Source organism: Dokdonella sp., assembly GCF_051958935.1.
Classification (GTDB): Bacteria; Pseudomonadota; Gammaproteobacteria; order Xanthomonadales; family Rhodanobacteraceae; genus Dokdonella_A.
On record NZ_JBQCFP010000171.1, the window covers coordinates 1 to 16054 of the forward strand.

The 16054-nt window shown below is 66.2% G+C and carries 21 protein-coding genes and 1 pseudogene; 7 read left to right on the forward strand and 15 right to left on the reverse strand.

Annotated elements, in window-relative coordinates:
- Nucleotides 1-204, reverse strand: a 204-nt coding sequence (locus ACTHK2_RS16130; RefSeq protein WP_440246740.1) for a hypothetical protein, incomplete at its 3' end; no start/stop codon positions are given.
- A gap of 215 nt (nucleotides 205-419) precedes the next feature.
- Here ACTHK2_RS16130 and ACTHK2_RS16135 point away from each other — a divergent pair.
- The 3 genes and pseudogenes from ACTHK2_RS16135 (at nucleotide 420) to ACTHK2_RS16145 (ending at nucleotide 1936) form a co-directional block, all read left to right on the forward strand.
- Nucleotides 420-671, forward strand: coding sequence for a type II toxin-antitoxin system Phd/YefM family antitoxin (locus ACTHK2_RS16135; protein ID WP_440246741.1), 252 nt, complete (start codon nucleotides 420-422; stop codon nucleotides 669-671).
- Nucleotides 668-922, forward strand: a complete 255-nt coding sequence (locus ACTHK2_RS16140) for a Txe/YoeB family addiction module toxin (protein ID WP_440246742.1) — start codon at nucleotides 668-670, stop codon at nucleotides 920-922. Before ACTHK2_RS16135 ends, ACTHK2_RS16140 begins: the two co-directional genes overlap by 4 nt.
- Nucleotides 912-1936, forward strand: a pseudogene (locus tag ACTHK2_RS16145) (IS110 family transposase). The gene ACTHK2_RS16140 and the pseudogene ACTHK2_RS16145 overlap by 11 nt, the downstream one beginning before the upstream one ends.
- A gap of 585 nt (nucleotides 1937-2521) precedes the next feature.
- Here the strand turns inward: ACTHK2_RS16145 and ACTHK2_RS16150 are convergent.
- The 3 genes from ACTHK2_RS16150 to ACTHK2_RS16160 all read right to left on the reverse strand — a co-directional run bounded on the left by ACTHK2_RS16150 (nucleotide 2522) and on the right by ACTHK2_RS16160 (nucleotide 4690).
- Nucleotides 2522-3040, reverse strand: coding sequence for a DUF2199 domain-containing protein (locus ACTHK2_RS16150; RefSeq protein WP_440246743.1), 519 nt, complete (start codon nucleotides 3038-3040; stop codon nucleotides 2522-2524).
- A gap of 66 nt (nucleotides 3041-3106) precedes the next feature.
- A complete protein-coding gene (locus ACTHK2_RS16155) occupies nucleotides 3107-4303 on the reverse strand; it encodes a hypothetical protein (RefSeq protein ID WP_440246744.1) in 1197 nt (398 codons plus the stop codon).
- A 66-nt stretch (nucleotides 4304-4369) separates the two neighbouring features.
- Nucleotides 4370-4690, reverse strand: coding sequence for a hypothetical protein (locus ACTHK2_RS16160; RefSeq protein ID WP_440246745.1), 321 nt, complete (start codon nucleotides 4688-4690; stop codon nucleotides 4370-4372).
- 518 nt (nucleotides 4691-5208) lie between these two features.
- Here ACTHK2_RS16160 and ACTHK2_RS16165 point away from each other — a divergent pair.
- Complete coding sequence (locus ACTHK2_RS16165; protein ID WP_440246746.1) at nucleotides 5209-6147, forward strand: integron integrase; 939 nt, start codon at nucleotides 5209-5211, stop codon at nucleotides 6145-6147.
- Nucleotides 6148-6551: 404 nt separating this feature from the next.
- On the opposite strand, the gene ACTHK2_RS16170 is transcribed toward ACTHK2_RS16165, so the two are convergent.
- The 5 genes from ACTHK2_RS16170 to ACTHK2_RS16190 form a co-directional block, all read right to left on the reverse strand.
- A complete protein-coding gene (locus tag ACTHK2_RS16170; protein ID WP_440246761.1) occupies nucleotides 6552-6992 on the reverse strand; it encodes a TspO/MBR family protein in 441 nt (146 codons plus the stop codon).
- Between the two features lie 136 nt (nucleotides 6993-7128).
- A complete protein-coding gene (locus tag ACTHK2_RS16175; protein WP_440246747.1) occupies nucleotides 7129-7449 on the reverse strand; it encodes a hypothetical protein in 321 nt (106 codons plus the stop codon).
- A gap of 174 nt (nucleotides 7450-7623) precedes the next feature.
- Entirely contained in the window at nucleotides 7624-7962 is a 339-nt protein-coding gene (locus ACTHK2_RS16180) for a gamma-glutamylcyclotransferase family protein (RefSeq protein WP_440246748.1), read from the reverse strand.
- 169 nt (nucleotides 7963-8131) lie between these two features.
- On the reverse strand, nucleotides 8132-8491 hold the full coding sequence (locus ACTHK2_RS16185) for a hypothetical protein (RefSeq protein ID WP_440246749.1): 360 nt from the start codon (nucleotides 8489-8491) through the stop codon (nucleotides 8132-8134).
- Between the two features lie 49 nt (nucleotides 8492-8540).
- Nucleotides 8541-8960: a hypothetical protein gene (locus ACTHK2_RS16190; RefSeq protein ID WP_440246750.1), complete on the reverse strand. Its 420-nt coding sequence runs from the start codon at nucleotides 8958-8960 to the stop codon at nucleotides 8541-8543.
- A gap of 140 nt (nucleotides 8961-9100) precedes the next feature.
- Here ACTHK2_RS16190 and ACTHK2_RS16195 point away from each other — a divergent pair, with 140 nt between their 5' ends.
- Nucleotides 9101-11134 carry an amidohydrolase family protein gene (locus ACTHK2_RS16195; protein WP_440246751.1) on the forward strand — a complete coding sequence of 678 codons (2034 nt, stop codon included), beginning with the start codon at nucleotides 9101-9103 and terminating at the stop codon, nucleotides 11132-11134.
- A 560-nt stretch (nucleotides 11135-11694) separates the two neighbouring features.
- The gene (locus ACTHK2_RS16200) at nucleotides 11695-11907 is read left to right on the forward strand and encodes a choice-of-anchor Q domain-containing protein (RefSeq protein WP_440246752.1); all 213 of its coding nucleotides are present in this window, start codon (nucleotides 11695-11697) and stop codon (nucleotides 11905-11907) included.
- Nucleotides 11908-12138: 231 nt separating this feature from the next.
- Here the strand turns inward: ACTHK2_RS16200 and ACTHK2_RS16205 are convergent, their stop codons facing one another.
- From ACTHK2_RS16205 to ACTHK2_RS16215, 3 genes are read right to left on the reverse strand one after another with little or no spacing between them, the layout of a single operon-like run.
- The gene (locus ACTHK2_RS16205; RefSeq protein ID WP_440246753.1) at nucleotides 12139-12639 is read right to left on the reverse strand and encodes a DUF2938 domain-containing protein; all 501 of its coding nucleotides are present in this window, start codon (nucleotides 12637-12639) and stop codon (nucleotides 12139-12141) included.
- Nucleotides 12636-13016 (reverse strand): hypothetical protein, encoded by a 381-nt coding sequence (locus ACTHK2_RS16210; RefSeq protein WP_440246754.1) that lies wholly within the window; start codon nucleotides 13014-13016, stop codon nucleotides 12636-12638. Before ACTHK2_RS16210 ends, ACTHK2_RS16205 begins: the two co-directional genes overlap by 4 nt.
- Before the next feature lie 24 nt (nucleotides 13017-13040).
- Nucleotides 13041-13505, reverse strand: coding sequence for a class I SAM-dependent methyltransferase (locus ACTHK2_RS16215; protein WP_440246755.1), 465 nt, complete (start codon nucleotides 13503-13505; stop codon nucleotides 13041-13043).
- A 74-nt stretch (nucleotides 13506-13579) separates the two neighbouring features.
- Here ACTHK2_RS16215 and ACTHK2_RS16220 point away from each other — a divergent pair, with 74 nt between their 5' ends.
- Nucleotides 13580-14053 (forward strand): helix-turn-helix domain-containing protein, encoded by a 474-nt coding sequence (locus tag ACTHK2_RS16220; protein WP_440246756.1) that lies wholly within the window; start codon nucleotides 13580-13582, stop codon nucleotides 14051-14053.
- Between the two features lie 55 nt (nucleotides 14054-14108).
- Here ACTHK2_RS16220 and ACTHK2_RS16225 read toward each other — a convergent pair whose 3' ends face one another.
- The 3 genes from ACTHK2_RS16225 to ACTHK2_RS16235 form a co-directional block, all read right to left on the reverse strand.
- Nucleotides 14109-15341, reverse strand: coding sequence for a tetratricopeptide repeat protein (locus tag ACTHK2_RS16225; RefSeq protein WP_440246758.1), 1233 nt, complete (start codon nucleotides 15339-15341; stop codon nucleotides 14109-14111).
- Nucleotides 15341-15787, reverse strand: coding sequence for a cytochrome c-type biogenesis protein (locus tag ACTHK2_RS16230; RefSeq protein ID WP_440246759.1), 447 nt, complete (start codon nucleotides 15785-15787; stop codon nucleotides 15341-15343). Before ACTHK2_RS16230 ends, ACTHK2_RS16225 begins: the two co-directional genes overlap by 1 nt.
- Nucleotides 15784-16054 (reverse strand): redoxin domain-containing protein (locus ACTHK2_RS16235; protein WP_440246760.1); only part of this gene is annotated, 271 nt, incomplete at its 5' end. The genes ACTHK2_RS16230 and ACTHK2_RS16235, both read right to left, overlap by 4 nt.

Sequence of the window (16054 nt, forward strand, 5' to 3'; positions counted from 1 at the left end):
GCTCGACGGCACCGAGGCATGCTCGCAGAACCACAAGAACCAACGGAACAGAAAGCTCTTGCGACTGAAGAAGTAACTGGCCAAAAAAATGGACCCGACGAGCAAGAGGTAGAAGCCAACAGCGGTAGGGCTGGGCTGATAGTTTGAGCGAATTGAAACGAACAGCGCGTAAAGTTGTGTCAGCACCAGGGCTGCCAAGAGCATGCCACCAACCCGCGACCGGGATCGTTTTGTGCAACCTGAAGATAGTCGACCTTTGCTTCGCGCACAAATTAGCCCTAACGCTTGAGCTAAGCGGCTGCCGCCGCGACGTCACGATCTTAGCGCAACCGCGACACCGGCAGTCCGTTGAGTTAGGCGCGCCGCTGGACATCGGCAAATTGCTATTGTACAGTATATTGTACATATCGGAGGTGCCAATGGACGCCATTACCTACAGCGCAGCCCGTGCCAATTTAGCCGACACCATGGACCGGGTCTGCGAGGATCACGAGCCTATCATCATCACCCGCAGCGGCCAGCAGGCTGTGGTCATGATCTCCTTGGACGATTTCAACGCCATGGAGGAGACCGCCTATCTGCTCCGCGTTCCCAAGAACGCGAAGCGCCTGCTTGAATCTATTGCGGCACTCGAGCGCGGCAAGGGCAAGGAACGGAAGCTGGCTCCATGAGGCTGATCTTTTCGGATGAAGCCTGGGATGACTATCTCTATTGGCAGAAGACCGATAAGAAGTTGCTGCAACGGATCAACGGACTGATCAAAGAGATCAGTCGGGATCCGTTTGAAGGAACCGGCAAGCCTGAGCCGCTAAAGCACGCACTTGCGGGATATTGGTCCCGACGAATCAACGACGAGCATCGGATCATCTACAAGGTCGCCAACGGCGACCTGCTTATCGCTCAACTGCGATATCACTACTAGCGCGCCTGCCGATCCCGATGCGCGCATCGTCGAGCGGCGCCGCCTGAATCGAACGGCGTTCGCGCGCGTGCTCGACAACCGCCCGCCGCTCCACGTCGTGATGGAAGCATGCGGTTCGGCGCACTACTGGGCACGCCGCTTCGCGCGACTCGGACATGCCGTCGAGCTGCTGCCTGCGCACGACGTTCGGCCCTACGTGCGTCGCAACAAGACCGATCGCACCGATGCCGCGGGCCTGCTCGAAGCCGCGCGCTGCGCATCGATCCGGCGCGTTCCGGTCAAGACTCCGGAGCAGCAAGGCATCCAGGGGCTGCACCGCGTGCGCGAGTTCCACAAGGCGCAGCGCACCGCGGCGATCAACCTCGTGCGGGGCCTGTTGCGGGAATTCGGGATCCTCCTGCCGCCGGGCGCGGCGAAAGTGCGGCCCGCCGTCCTCGCCGCACTGGAAGACGCCGACAACGAGCTGCCGATGAGCCTGCGCGACGCGCTCCGGTCACTGCTCGAGGCGATCGCCACGGCCGAGCAGGACGTGCTCGCCATTGAAGTGCATCTGCAACCCTTCCTCGAACGCGACCTGCGCAGCCAGCGGCTGCAGCGCGCCGGCGGCGTCGGTCTGATCACCGCGACCGCGCTCAGCGCCTCCGTGGGCGATTTCGACCGCTTCCCGTCCGGGCGTCATTTCGCCAGCTCGCTCGGTCTCACCCCGCGCGAGTACTCCAGCGGCAACACACGCCGGCTTGGACGCGTCACCTAACGCGGCGATGTGTACCTGCGCATGCTGCTCATCCACGGCGCACGCGCCGTGCTGCGCAGCGCGAAGGTCGCTGCGAAGAAGAAGCAACCGCTCGATCGAACCCGCACCTGGGCACTCGCGCTGTCCGAACGCATCGGCCACAACAAGGCCGCCGTCGCCCTCGCCAACAAGCAGGCACGGCGCCTGTGGGCCGCCGAGCATCACCGCCATCCTTCGATCCCGATCACGTCAGCGCGCCCGTCGCGCCGACGACCCACTGAGTTCCCCACCCCGCGTTGCACCGAGCGAAACGTCGATGGCAAACGAGTCGGTCCCCGGGACGAGAAAGCCGATAACACTTCTGGCCCTAAGCGGCCGATTGAACGTGTGGCTTCGTCCCGGCGGATTCCATCATGGCCCGAGCACCTACTGCTCACCCCAAGGCCGAATACACGACTGCAATCGCACCGCTTGCCAGAAGCGAAATCACTCGGTCACTTGCAAGGGGAGTCCATACACGAATTGTTAGGCGGCGCTGCGACGACGTGCGCGAACTGCCCGCCAACCCATGTAGCCAGATAGTAAGCCGAAGCCGAGCGTGAGCAGCATGGCAATGTGCGCCTGGCGACACCGGAACTCTTCTGCGAATAGCGAGAACCTATCGCCGCAGTAGCCAGACGCTAGGCTTGCCGCGGAGAGAATCCAAAGCGCGCAGTACAGGCAAGCGAACAGGCTCAAGACCGCACCTAGCCAGAACCACACATGCGATTTTCTCGCCATAGCCGCCTAACGCCGTGTTCAGCGGCGCCGGGCCGCTGTGGTTGGTTGAAACGTACGACGTCCCCAGCGTCCGCTGCAACACATAGTTAGACCGCGGCACGCGGATGCATGAAGTGGTCGTACAGCGCGACGACGCGCTGATCTGACGCGCCCTCGTTTTGCTCAAGGTAGAGGGGATGGTCGCTTGGCTCCAACTGGATCAGCGGCCGAATGCTTTTGTCACGAACCTGCAACGACACCATCAGATCGCCGGTATCGGAGTAGGTGGATATGGCTGCCTCGAGCCGGCCGGTGTACGGACCATGGCTAGACCGAGTCTGGGCGCCCAGAAGATCTTGATACTCCATGAAGGCGCTCTCCGAAACAGACACCCAGACTCCTAGCGACAGGAGGTCATCGGTGCCATTTATGGGAATCTCTAAGCAGCCGCGGATGTAGAACGCCTCATCATCGACGACGCAGAGATCGGACGTGAGGAAGCACCGCTCCTCCCGTTCCTGCTCTGGCACCATGAAGTAGCCCAATGGGTCGTCCCAGCCCCATGCCGGAATGCCAACATGCTCCTCCTCGCAAGTGGAGCACCAAAATCGAAACGAAACGGTCATGGGGTCCAACGTTTGACATGAGAGGCGGCACCCGGCTTGCCGGGTGACGTCCTCTCGATGGAAGGGTTAGACATCGCCTTGAGGATCGACGTCTGCTTCGGCTTGCTTGAAGGACATGTGCATGTCGACTAGGTGATCCGGAAACAGTACCCCGATACGGCCGTTCTGCTGATTCCAGCCTAGCTCTCTCTTCTCGCACATGAGATCAATCTGCTTCTTGATCTCGGGTCGCATACAGGTAGTCAAGTACTCGATAAAGGATTTAACGGTTTGAACTTCTTGCTCAAGGCGGGGAAGCCCAACTGCGCCGATTTCTACCCCCACTGATCGCTCCCACATGCTCCGATACTCTTTGAAGACCGGCACCTTCCCGTGGAAGTAGACCTCGTTGAATCGAAGCTTTTCTAGAACTACGTTTCCATGGAGAAGGTCGTTCCTTTCGTTGACCAGGTTGTGATACGCCTTGCACTCCGTACTCGCGTAGTCGATTGGCTTTGCAAAGCCAACGCACGTCATGTGCAGGCTCTTCACTCTTACATCGATGGGTTGGCGAAGCGCGTTTTCCCTGAGTCGTTCGTCATTCTTGTATTCAGGTCGCATGAGAACGAAAAGCAGGAAGTTGACATAGGCCTCCGCCATCACCGGGAGCATGGAACGCACACCAAAGCAGAGGCCCAGTCCTTTGCTGTATCGGGCCAGGATTGCAGACCATTCATCGATTGCGGGCTCGTTGGCGCTGGTGGGATCGGGCAACATCTCCGTCTCAGGCTTCAGATCGAGTTCCCGAATGTCCAACAGCATCTTTTCAACAGAGCGGCGGAGGCGTTGGTATGGATTTACGAACTCCGTCCACTTCTCAAGTGAGGCGCGGACTTTTGCGATTTGCGGTCCATGGTTCTTGAAGTCTGCCTTTATTCGAGTGGCCAGTTCTAACCGTTCAATATCAGTCGTGTTTGGAACTCCAGTGATCCATACCTCAGTTCTAAAGTTCATCCCGAAGATGTGCAGAACCCCTTCGGGGTGATCGAGAACCCAATCCCAATGGATTAGGTTGTCCGAGTCATCTGCACGAAAGAAATTCTGAGGTCCATTGGGTCGGCCGAATCGCGCCCCCAGGTAGCAGTAGAGGTCTGCGGGGCTGACTTCGTTCTTCCATGCCCATATCGTTGCACCGCTTTCCTTCTCGCCTTTGAGTAGCCGTTCAAACACGACCTTCGGGTGCGGGCAGGACAGGGACTCGAGGAAATTCTGCGGAAGTGGCATGCGATGTCCAACGCTTGAGTTAAGCCGCGCCGCGAAGCGGCGTCGGCTTGGACGAATTGTTAGGCCTCAGCCGAAAACCAGCCGTAGCCCACCCACCGAGACAGCGGCAAGCGACAGCACACCGGCTAGTGCAGAAGCCCGAGCGATAAACATGAGTATTGTTGCCATCTTGCCGTACGCACCAAGAACGGGAGAGCTGGTCCAAGGCGCCAGATAGCGTGTTTTGAGCCCCGGAGTTCTCGTAAAAATAGCGACCGTTTGGTTGAACAGGTCACTGTGCTCGGCCGCTTCACGGGGCACGCAACGAAGCAGCGCCGAGGTGGCGGCGACGTGCACTAACGCGCAAACCAACAAGCTGACCTCGGCCAAGCTGGCAAAGTGCTGCACGATGCGACGCCCCTCCACATGAGGCCTAACGCTTGAGTTAAGCGGCGGCGCAGCCGTCCGCCTTGAACGAACTGTTAGACCGCCGCTCAGTCATCAGGAACTTCACTAATCGCCCGCTTGATGTCGCGCTCTGCGTCGTCGAGCTCTCTCATTGCGCGGCGAATCTGATGCTCGCTGTCAGGATCTACGTGCTTCGCGCTCGCCGCAGTGCCGACGCTGCGTCGTCGATTGCGCGGAGAGCATTGCGAAGTTTTGATTTTACCGACACCTGTATCTCCCTTTGCGGCCTAACTACAAATAGACCCCATATGCGGGGCGTTGCATTGCATCCTGCGCGTTGCGTGGAAGTCGCGTCAAGACATATTCGTACACAATGTCAGTGACTTGCGCCGTCGCAGGCGCAGTGCCGGTGCCCTCACACTCCGTTGCCACACCCCCGGAGCGAGGGCGTAATGGAATACGCATCCGGAAACGAGGGCGTAATGGGTTCTTCGGAGTCATCGCCCGCGCCGCGCCTTATGGACGAGGTTCGACGCAGGATCCGCCTCAAGCACTACAGCCTGCGCACCGCGCAGGCGTATGTGGGGTGGATCCGCCGGTTCATCTTCGCCAGCGTCAGGCGGCATCCACGCGTGCTTGGTGCGGCCGAAGTCGAGGCGTTCCTCAGTGGGCTCGCGACGGACGCGGGCGTCGCAGCGAGCACGCAGAACCAGGCGCTGTCGGCGATTCTGTTCCTGTATCGCGAGGTGTTGCGCATCGACCTTCCTTGGCTGAAGGATGTGGTTCGCGCAAAACGACCGTGCCGCCTGCCTGTGGTGTTGTCGAAGGATGAAGTCAGTCGGTTGCTCGCGGCGATGGACGGGCGCACATGGCTGCTTGCGAGCCTCCTCTACGGCACCGGCATGCGATTGATGGAGTGCCTGCGCCTGCGCGTCAAGGACATCGACTTCGCGCGGAACGAGATTCTCGTGTGCGACGGCAAGGGCGGCAAGGATCGTCGCACGATGCTGCCGCGTTCGCTGGTCGAGCCGCTGCAGCGCGAGGTCGAACGCTCGCTTCGGGTGCACGCCACCGATCTCGCGGGAGGCTTCGGCGCGACACGCCTGCCGCATGCGTTGGCGCGCAAGTACCCGCGTGCGGCGCGCGAGGCCGGCTGGCAGTTCGTGTTCGCGGCCGCACATCGTTCGCGCGATCCGCTCGATGGCGCCGAGCGGCGCCATCATCTCGACGACGCCGTCCTCGCGCGTGCGTTGGCGCGTGCGCGGCGCGCCGCTGGCATCGCCAGGCCTTTGAGCGCGCATGCGCTTCGCCACAGCTTTGCGACGCACCTGCTCGAAGCCGGTTACGACCTGCGCGCGATCCAGGAATTGCTCGGTCACAAGGACGTGTCGACCACGCAGATCCATACGCACGTGTTGAATCGCGGCGGCCGTGGCGTCGTCAGTCCGCTGGATTGAGTCGCCTGGCCGCGACGCGACCGTTTGCACCGTGCCGCGCACGAATGCCGGGCTGTGTGAATCGGTCACATCGCACTACGCCATCGGCGGGATGGGAGAGCGATCCGCTCGAAGCCGGACGCGAGCGCCGGGGATTTCGGCGGCAGCAACCGCGTACGGACATCCCGAATACAAGGTCGGATGTGCGGCGCATGGCCCGCCGGAGGACGGACCAACGGCATCGGGATGCCCAATGGCACGAGTGGATATCTGCGAACGCATCTCCATCGACAGAAAAGCACCCATGGAATGCGTTCGACCGGAGGCGTGACAGGCGCACCAGGCGCGGTGCAGGCGAAGGCCGGGGCGGGTCTAGCCCGACGCGATGTTGCCGGGTGAGAGGGGTTGCCTGGCAACCTACGGGCTCAGCCGAGGATCACGGGATTGAGTCGCCACAGCATGTAGTTCAGCGCCGAGGCAAAGGTGACCCATGCAAGGTATGGCAGCAGAAGCAGGGCGGCGACCTTGGTGACGCGCCAGAAAGCGAAGGCCGTGGCGGCGATGAGCAGCCAAAGCAACAGCACCTCCGCCAGCGCGACGCCGCCAAGATGCCAGGCGAAGAACAACCAGCTCCACAGCGCGTTGGTGACCAACTGGACGATGAAGAGGGTGAGCGCGAGCAAGCGAGCGTTGTTCTGGCCAGGTGCACGCCAGACCAGCCACGCGGCGATGGCCATGGACAGGAAGAGCGTCGACCATACCGGCCCGAAGACCCAGCCCGGTGGTGCCCACTCCGGGCGAACCAGGTTGGCGTAGAAGGTACGCGCGTTGACGGACGCCAGCGCGCCGACGGCGCTGGCGGCCATGCACAGCGCCAACCACGCGACGAAGCCCAGCACTTGATGAGGATGAGACGCTACGGCCTTGGCCACTGGATATCCCATGGTTGGCTCGAGTGATGCGAACGCCGACAGATCGGTGTCGGCTTGGACGAACCGTCAGTCACCGCTCCCGGGTGACCGTGAGCTCGAGGCCGATCCCGCCGGCATCGACGCTGGCCGGTACGCCCGGCCGCACGACGACTGTCGGCGCAATACTCCCATGCGATGTATCCACCGTCGCAACGATCTCGATCTGGCCAGCGGCCAGCTCCTTCACGGTGAGTTCCAGCTTGTACGGGTTGGCGCCGGACACCTCCACGGACGCCGGTTCGCCCTCCCGGACCACGGCTGACGGAGCAGCGAACACGTGGCCCCCATGTGACAACTCGGCTGCAACGGCATACAGGCCGGACGCACACGCGGGGACGGACACGGTGGACAAGGCAATCGGAGCGAGGGCGGAGAATATGCTTCGCACGTGCATGGTTCCTGGGGTGGTCGAGGCGGGCGGGTGCTACCGCGGGAATGGTCGGATCACCACAACGGCGGCGATCTTCCGTGGGGAGCGATGGACGTCGTGATGCTGCTGCCAGTGCAATAGGCGGGACAGAGTCGTTCACGCGGGCAGCTCGCGCAGGCGGTAGATGTATGCATCGACCTGCGAGCCGTCGTCGCGCCGCGCGACGGTGGGCACGCGTTCGTACCCTTCGCCTTCGAACGCGTCGAGCCGCTCCCAGTGCGCGGCGAGCTCGTCGGAGCTGAAGACGAGGCCGCGCACGGACTCGCCGTGATCGTCCAGCACGATGCCGGGAAAGCCCAGCGCGGCGCCCCAGCCTTCCGCGAGCAGGCGACCGGTTACGCTCGCAGGCTCCCACGTGCCGCGCACGCCGGCGAGCACGTGCGCATTCGGCTTGCCTGGCGCAAGGGTTCCGTAGACGAACAGGCGCTCGATCATCGCTGAAGCATGGGAATCGCGAGCGGCGATTGCAAGCCTGTATACGGCGCGGATCTGCGCCATCGTGGATCGCCCACCTGGAAGGGGGCTGCCACCGGCAAGCGCGTCGCCGCTGCCGCCGTTCCCACAAAAGCCGCTCGGCAGCCGGCGGTCGAACACGACACGCGCCTCACATGGACCAGTCGAACGTCGACGTCGCGCGCTGCGCGCCCGTTTCTAGCATCGCGTCCGTGCCGTGCACCGAAAGGGTGAATGCGGCGACGCCGTCCTTGCCGGCGACATGGTGCAGGACGAGTACCTGCCGAGCGACGTCGAACGCATCGATCGTGACGGAATCGCGCGCGAGCACGACACCCGCACGGTCGCCCGGCGCGTGGAAGCGAACCGTGGCGATCAACGGTCGCGTGCTATCACCGATTTCGAGCTCGACCGTGTAGCCGCCGCCGTCGAATGAGAGCGACGAGGTGCCCTGAACAACTCCCGCGGGGGAAAGCAGCAAGGCAACAAGCAACCAGCGCATGGATTTCACGACAGCCTCCGGTTCACTCGACGTGGACGTCGCCCGAACGGGGCGCCGGTCACGGATCACCGAACGAATCGGAATGCGCATCGCCATGGTCGAACGACGCCATGAGGTTGTCGAACCACGCGGCAGCCTGCGGTTCGCCCCCGACTTCCGCCGCGTCCGCGACCTGCATGGGAGCGGCGTCCACGGCGTTCGTGCTGCCGTCCGCGAGCGCCGCGACCATGCTGTCGTGCATCGCGTGATAGTCGCATCGTTCGCCGGTTTGCAGATGGTAGCCCGCGAAGTCCTGCGCGGATGCGTACAGCGCCAGTGCCCAGCAATCCCATGCTTCCGGAAAGTGCATGCGACGTGCCGCGGCCCTGATGTCGGCGACGGCATGGTGCCGCTTCCTGCCGTGTCGTTCGGCGAGGGCATTGCCGATCTTCATGGCGAGAAGACGCTTGTCGACGACGGCAATGGAGCAGATGTCCATGGATTTCCTCCGCGAGGCCCCGTGATGATAGCGCCGGGGCGGATCGCTCTGGCGTGGGTGCGTCGGTCATGACGTTCGTCGCTGGTGGCCGCACGCTCCGTCCTTCAGAATGCCGCACCTAGCCGCGCCGGAGATCTGCCATGAAGCCCCGCCTCGCCTTCGCCGTCCTCTGCGCGCTCGCGCCACTGTCCGCCTTCGCCGCCGACGGCGCGCGCTACACGGCGATCTTCGGCGGCAAGAACGTCGGCCATGTGTTCGTGACGACGAAGGGCGACACCAGCACGGTCGACTACGACGTCAAGAACAACGGCCGCGGCCCGACCATCGCCGAGACGGTCACGCTCGGTGAGGATGGCCTGCCGCAGGCGTGGACGATCAAGGGCACGACCACGTTCGGCAGCAAGGTCGACGAGACGTTCGAACGCAGCGGTGCGAACGCGAGCTGGGTCGATTCGACCGGCAAGGGCACGGCGACGATCGACGCGCCGGCCCTCTACGTTGCGCAGAGCGCGAGCCAGTGGTCGGACGAAGTGTATGCGCGCGCGTTGTTGAAGCGGCCGGGCCTCAGCATGCCCGCGCTGCCGGCCGGCACGTTGCGGCTCGAGAAGGGCGCGACCCTCGAGGTCGATGGCGCGGGCGGCAAGCTGCAGGTCACGCGCTACGAGCTGTCCGGCATCGACACGCAACCGGAGACGATGCTGCTCGACGCGGACCACCGCCTGTTCGCCGCGGTGTCGCCGTCGTTCATCCTCGTGCGCGAAGGCTACGAGGGAGAAGAAGTGCGGCTGCGCAAGCTCGCCGCGGACTGGACCACCGAACGCTACGAGTCGATCCAGCGCGAGATCGCGCACGCCTACGGCGCGCCGGTGCGCATCCGCAACGTGCGCGTGTTCGATTCTGCCACGGGCGCGCTCGGCGAGCCCGTCGCGGTGCTCGTGAACGGCCGCGAGATCGCCGCGATCGAACCACTGGACAGCCCGGCGACGCCGGGCGAGGTCGCGATCGACGGCGCCGGCGGCACGCTCGTCCCGGGCATGTTCGAGATGCATGCGCACCTCGGCCAGAACGCGGCGCTGCTCAACCTGCTCGCGGGCATCACGACCGTGCGCGACATGGGCAACGACAATGCCGTGCTCGACGCGCTCGTGCAGCGCATCGAGAAAGGCGAGACGGCCGGCCCACACGTCGTGCGCTCGGGCTTCATCGAGGGCAAGAGCCCGTTCAGCGCAAACAACGGCTTCGTCGTCGACAGCCAGGACAAGGCGATCGATGCGGTGCGCTGGTACGGCGCGCGCGGCTACTGGCAGATCAAGGTCTACAACAGCATGAATCCGGCGTGGGTCCCGGCGATCGTCGCCGAGGCGCACAAGCTCGGCATGCGGGTGACTGGCCACGTGCCCGCGTTCGCGACGGTCGACCAGATGATCGAGGCCGGCTACGACGAGACGACGCACATCAACCAGTTCGCGCTCGGCTGGGTGATCGGACCCGGCGAGGATACGCGCACGCTGTTCCGCCTGACCGCGCTCAAGCGCCTGCCGGCGCTCGACCTCGACAGTCCGAAGGTGCAACACACGATCGACCTCATGGCGAAGGGCAAGAAGGCGATCGATCCGACCCTCGGCATCCACGAAATGCTGCTGCTCAATCGCGATGGCCAGGTGCCGCCGGGGGCAGTCGACTACCTCGACCACCTGCCGGTCGGCGCGCGCCGCGACGCGATGAAGCAGCTCGCCGACACGTCCGCTCCAGGCGATGACGAAGCGTATCGCGGCGCGTTCGACAAGCTCGTCGACGTCGTGCGCCGGCTGCACGAGCGCGGCGTGTTCATCGTGTTCGGCACCGACACCGGCGGCTCGTTCACGTATCACCGCGAGCTCGAGCTGTACCAGAAGGCCGGCATGACCGCGCCCGAGATCCTCAAGCGCGCGACGCTCGAGAGCGCGCGCTACCTCGGCCGCGACCAGAGCACGGGGTCGATCGAGAAGGGCAAGCTCGCCGACTTCTTCCTCGTGCCGGGCGATCCGACCAAGGACCTCAAGGCGATCAAGAAGATCGCGATGGTGGTCAAGGACGGCACGTTCTACTACCCGTCCGAGGCGTATCCGAAGTTCGGCATCGTGCCGTTCGCCCCTGCGCCGAAGGTGACGCTGCCCGCTGCAGCGGCGAAGTAGGTCGGGGCAACTCGACTCGCGGCGAAACGCGCTCCGCCCGTCGGGTGAGGGGACATCGGGCGGAAGCGATGCAGGGAGCGACCGGCGCCGAGCGCAACGTCGCGCTCGACAATGCTGGCCAGCCGAGGGGCGCGTTAGGGTCCGCGTCTCGGGCGCGGTCGTCGGCGTCGACGCTCCACGTTCGAGCGCAACCGCGGCACGTCCGATGCCGGCGGCGACGCACTGGTCGAGAACGGTGCCGCGCGCCTGGTCACTCAGGGCACGTTCTCCGGCAACACGTTCAGCGCCGGCATCGCCGCGAGCGGGCCACGCGGGCTATCGGCAGCGCGGCACGGACGGTGCTGCGCCTGATCGCACGACCGTGGTCGGCCCCGACGTGATCGCCAGCGGCATCGACGCCACCGCGATCGGCGGCTACGGCAGCGCTTCACAGGTGCAACTGTGCGTCTACAACAGCATCGCGCAGGGCAGCTGCGCGAGCGGCCTCGTGCTTCGACCACGCCGAAGGCGGCATCAGCACGGGCGACGACCGCTGCCGCTTCGATGCCGCAACCAATGTCGTGCACGCGACGAAGGCCGCGCTCGCGCTCGGCGAGCGCGGTGGCGATGGCCGCCCGACGCGCAGGTATCTGCCGGGCGCGGGCAGCCTCGCGATCGATGCCGGTACCGAAGACGGCTGCCTGGCGATGCGGGTCGACCAGCGCGGCTACGCCTGTCGCAGCGGCAGCGCCTGCGATGCGGGCGCGGTCGAGTACGAGGCCATCGCACCCTAGTGCCCGGCGTGGCGCGGTCGGGGCGCATGCGCGGCGCCGTCAGGATCTCACGCTGGCCGCGTCCACGAGAGTGCGAGCCGTCCAAGGTAGGGCGGCTCGAGGCCGAAGGCCGGAGCCGCCGTGCGAAGGCGTGGAGTGATGAGGGCGGATCCGCCGCTGCGCGGCTTGATCCGCGCTACGCCTCCTCAGCCCTCAGCTCTCAGCCATCACCAGTGCGGGTCAGCGCAGGGCTCAGCGAACGAGCACGCTCGCTGCCAGGGCGGCGAGGTAGAGCCCCACGCCGAACAACGCATGCGTGGCGAGGCTGCGTCGCCGCGCTGCCGCAGGGTTCGGGGTGCGCGACGCGGCGATGCCCGCGCCCATGCCCGGCTGCATGAGCAGGAACGGTGCGGCGACACTGCCGAGGCCGACCGCGATCGCGGGCATCACGGTAGGTGTGCGCGCCCAGTCGGTGCCGGCCATGCCGAGCAGCAGGCCGGCGAACGCGACGCCGATGAGGTAATGCGCGGCCCAGCCGAGCGCGCGTTCGCCGCGGACCGGCGCGGCGTGGGCGATCGCCGCGTGATGGAAGCGGCCGTGCCGCATGTGCGCGAGCCAACGGCCGATCAGCGCGTAGTCGGCCAGCGGCGTGCCGAACAGGCGCCGCCGCGCGAGCGCGGACAGGTCCATGAACGCGGTCGCGGCGATGCCGATCGATGCGGCCAGGACAAGGTGGAGGGCGAGGGCGTTCATCGCGTTGCCCCCGCGCGGGCCGACGTCGCGCGCGCGCCGATGCGCCAGCACGCGGCATCGAAGTGCACTTCATCGCCGCGTACATACGGCGCGAACGCGTCGCGCACCGCGGCGACGATGCGCGTGCGCGTCGTGGCATCGACCGTCGGCAGGGCGCGCCCGAGCGGGCCGAGTCGCGTGAAATAGCGCTCGAGTACCGCCGCAGGAAAGTGCATCGGCACGTCCAGCGCCTCGACCGCGATATCGTCCCAGCCTGCATCGGCGAGGATGCGCGCGACGCGCGCGCGCGTGGCTAACGCGAACTGACCGGGAGCATCCGGCACGGCGGCCGGCATCGATGGCAGCCACGGGCGTGCGGCGCGCTCGGCGGTCGTCATGAACGGGTTTTCCGCCGGACTGCGCTAGGCATAGCCGCACAGCCGCGTGTCGTGCGTCGCGGCGCGGCGCAGGTTGGCGAACGCGGCGATCGGGTCGTCGAAGAACATGAGGCCGAAGCGCGACACGATCATGTCGTACGCGCCCGTGTCGAATGCGTGGCGCTGCGCGTCGGCCTCGACGAAGTCCGCGCTCGAGCCTGTCGCCACGGCGCGCGTGCGTGCCGCGGCGATCATCGCGCCGGAAACATCGACGCCGGTGCAACGGCCGCCTGCGGGCAGGACGCGCGCCGCCGCGAGCGTCGTCGCGCCGCTGCCACAGCCGACATCGAGCACGCGGCGCGCGCCATGGCTGCGCACGTCGTCGACGAGCCGGCGTTCGAGCGGCTCGAACAGCGCATCGAGCAGCGCCTGGGCCTCGACCCAGGCCTCGCCGGCGGGGCCGTTCCAGAGTGCGGCCTGGTCGACCGCGGGGATTCGTTCGGGGTGCATCTCCGTCTCCATGGCTTGCGCGTGCGCAGCGGGAAGCGCAAGGTACGACTTCAAGTCCACTTTAGGTCAAGCACATGCGCGAACTCGACATCGGCGAGGTGTCGCGACGCTCCGGGGTTGCCGCGTCGGCGCTGCGCTATTACGAAACGATCGGCCTGATCGCGCCGATCGGCCGGCGCGGGCTGCGCCGCCAGTACGACGAGGCCGTGCTCGACCGGCTTGCACTGGTCGCGCTCGGTCGCGCGGCGGGATTTTCGCTCGAGGAGATCGCGACGACCTTCGCGCAGGGACGGCCGCGCATCGATCGCGCGCGTCTCGCCGCGCGCGCCGACGAACTCGATGCGACGATCCGCACGCTCGCCGCGATGCGCGACGGGCTGCGCCACGCCGTCGCATGCCGCGCGCCGAGCCACCTTGAGTGCCCGACGTTCCGCCGCCTCATGCGTGCGGCCGCCGCGGGAGCGTTCGAATCGGCAGCGCCGCCGCCACCCTTGCGTACGGCGAACGGTCGCGCGCGCACGGACGCGCGCCAGCGCCGATCACCGTGACGGTGGGCGCCGACGTGCGTGCCCATGCGTCACGTCTGCATGGGCACAACGTCGCTCAGGGGACGACCTCGTCGATCACGAGCGCGACCGGCTCCGTGCGATGCACGTCGGTCGGCGCCGAGAGCACCTGCAGGTCTCCGCTCTGCGGCATCGCGTTGCCGGATTTCGACACGCGTGCACCGATGACGACCTGCGTGAACATCGAGAGCTTGAGGTTCGGCAGCATGCCGTTGCTCTCGTCGAGCGTGACGTCGAGCGGCAACTGCGACGCCTTCAGTCGCTGGATCGCGAGCGGCATCGGCGGGCCGCTCGCCGCGCGCGCGAACACGAACAGGGTCGCCGCGGGATCGAGGCGATCGGCGAGCTTCGGATCGAGCGAGACCTGCACGGTCAGCTTCGGTGCGGATGCCGATGTCGCGCCGTTCGGCGCAGCCGCCGAACCCGTCGTCGCCGCCTCGCTGCCGGTCACCGCGGAGGGTGAGGCGGGTGGTTCCTTGCCGTCGCGCCGCGCCTGTGCGAGCGCGATCTGCTCGCGCACGCTGTCGGCGACCTCGCCCGGTCCGAGCAGCGGCAGCAGGCGGTTCCAGCGCGCGATCGCCGCGTCGTAGTGGCCGGCCTGGAAATCGCTGATGCCGACCAGCCAGAGCGCGCGCTGGTTGGCCGGGTCGGCCTCCAGCACGCCGTCGAGGAGGCTGCGCGCTTCACCGTCGATGCGATGCCCCGGTGCGACGACCGCGAGCGCCTGCGCATACTCGACCGTGAGTGCGGCATTGTCCTTCGCGATCGCATGCGCGCGGCGATACGCATCGAGCGACTCCTGCGCGCGCCCGGTGGCCTGGTACGCTCGCGCGAGCAGCGCCCAGCCTTCCGCGTCGTCGGGCTGTTCCTTCAGGCGCGCCGCGAGCGCGGCGATCGCCTGCTCCATGTCGGCCGCGCGCTGGCCGTCGTTCGCAGCGAGGTTGGCAGCGTCGAGCGCCTGCGGCGTGCCGACGAGGCGGTACAGCAGCAGTGCCGACGCCGGCAGCAGCAAGGCGACGAGCAGCAGCGCGATGAACGCGGTGCGTGATGGCCGCGCCGGCGCCGGTATCGTGGACGCGAGCGCGGCGAGTTTGCGCGCATGTTCGCCGGCGTCGATGACGCCCGCAGCGAGCGCTTCGTCGAGCGCGCGCCGTTGCCGCGTCGCGACGCCGCCGTCGACGGCGGCGCGGCGATGGCGCAGCAGCGGCACGAGCACGAACGCGAGCGCGGCGGCGATCATCGACGCCACGCACAACACGAAGATCGCCATCACCAGTCTTCCTCGGCGTCGGTCGACGCGGGGCGCGTCGCAGGTAGCAGGGCGGCATTGCGCGCGCGCCGGCGCACGCTCACCACGACCGCCGCGGCGCCGGCGCCGAGCACGAGCAGCGGCCCGAACCAGAGCAGGAACGTGCCGCCACGCAGCGGCGGGTCGTACAGCACGAAGTCGCTGTAACGCGCGGTCAGCCACGCCTTGATCTCGTCATCGCTCTTGCCGGCGCGCACCTGCTCGAACACGTCGCGGCGCAGGTCCGCCGCGAGCGGGGCGCTCGAGTCGTTGAGGCTTTCGTTCTGGCAGACGAGGCAGCGCAGCTGCTTGGTCAGGTTCTGGAAGCGCACTTCCTCGGCGCGATCCTTGAACGGCAGCGGATCGACCGCGGCGTTCGCGGCCGCCGCGGCGAGCGCCAGCGCGAAGGCGAAAAGGACGCGCGTCATCTCGCCTCCTGCTGGAGTTTCGCGATGCGCGGCAGCAGCTCGGTCGCGATCACCTGCGGCGTGATCGGGCTGATGTACTTGTAGCGCACGATGCCGTCCGCGTCGACGAGGAAGGTCTCCGGCGCGCCGGTCACGCCGAAGTCGATCGCGACGTCGCCGGGCAGGTCGGCGACGATGTCGTCGTACGGGTTGCCGTACTGCGCGAGCCAGCGCTTGGCATCGTCGGCCGGGTCCTTGTAGTTGAAGCCGACGAGGCGGATGCCGAGG

Excerpts from the sequence above, each read along its gene's own strand:
- ACTHK2_RS16135 (WP_440246741.1), top strand. The coding sequence starts at position 420 with ATGGACGCCATTACCTACAGCGCAGCCCGTGCCAATTTAGCCGACACC.
- ACTHK2_RS16140 (WP_440246742.1), top strand. The coding sequence starts at position 668 with ATGAGGCTGATCTTTTCGGATGAAGCCTGGGATGACTATCTCTATTGG.
- ACTHK2_RS16150 (WP_440246743.1), bottom strand. The coding sequence starts at position 3,040 with ATGACCGTTTCGTTTCGATTTTGGTGCTCCACTTGCGAGGAGGAGCAT.
- ACTHK2_RS16155 (WP_440246744.1), bottom strand. The coding sequence starts at position 4,303 with ATGCCACTTCCGCAGAATTTCCTCGAGTCCCTGTCCTGCCCGCACCCG.
- ACTHK2_RS16165 (WP_440246746.1), top strand. The coding sequence starts at position 5,209 with ATGGACGAGGTTCGACGCAGGATCCGCCTCAAGCACTACAGCCTGCGC.
- ACTHK2_RS16170 (WP_440246761.1), bottom strand. The coding sequence starts at position 6,992 with ATGGCCGCCAGCGCCGTCGGCGCGCTGGCGTCCGTCAACGCGCGTACC.
- ACTHK2_RS16180 (WP_440246748.1), bottom strand. The coding sequence starts at position 7,962 with ATGATCGAGCGCCTGTTCGTCTACGGAACCCTTGCGCCAGGCAAGCCG.
- ACTHK2_RS16190 (WP_440246750.1), bottom strand. The coding sequence starts at position 8,960 with ATGGACATCTGCTCCATTGCCGTCGTCGACAAGCGTCTTCTCGCCATG.
- ACTHK2_RS16195 (WP_440246751.1), top strand. The coding sequence starts at position 9,101 with ATGAAGCCCCGCCTCGCCTTCGCCGTCCTCTGCGCGCTCGCGCCACTG.
- ACTHK2_RS16205 (WP_440246753.1), bottom strand. The coding sequence starts at position 12,639 with ATGAACGCCCTCGCCCTCCACCTTGTCCTGGCCGCATCGATCGGCATC.
- ACTHK2_RS16210 (WP_440246754.1), bottom strand. The coding sequence starts at position 13,016 with ATGACGACCGCCGAGCGCGCCGCACGCCCGTGGCTGCCATCGATGCCG.
- ACTHK2_RS16215 (WP_440246755.1), bottom strand. The coding sequence starts at position 13,505 with ATGCACCCCGAACGAATCCCCGCGGTCGACCAGGCCGCACTCTGGAAC.
- ACTHK2_RS16220 (WP_440246756.1), top strand. The coding sequence starts at position 13,580 with ATGCGCGAACTCGACATCGGCGAGGTGTCGCGACGCTCCGGGGTTGCC.
- ACTHK2_RS16225 (WP_440246758.1), bottom strand. The coding sequence starts at position 15,341 with ATGGCGATCTTCGTGTTGTGCGTGGCGTCGATGATCGCCGCCGCGCTC.
- ACTHK2_RS16230 (WP_440246759.1), bottom strand. The coding sequence starts at position 15,787 with ATGACGCGCGTCCTTTTCGCCTTCGCGCTGGCGCTCGCCGCGGCGGCC.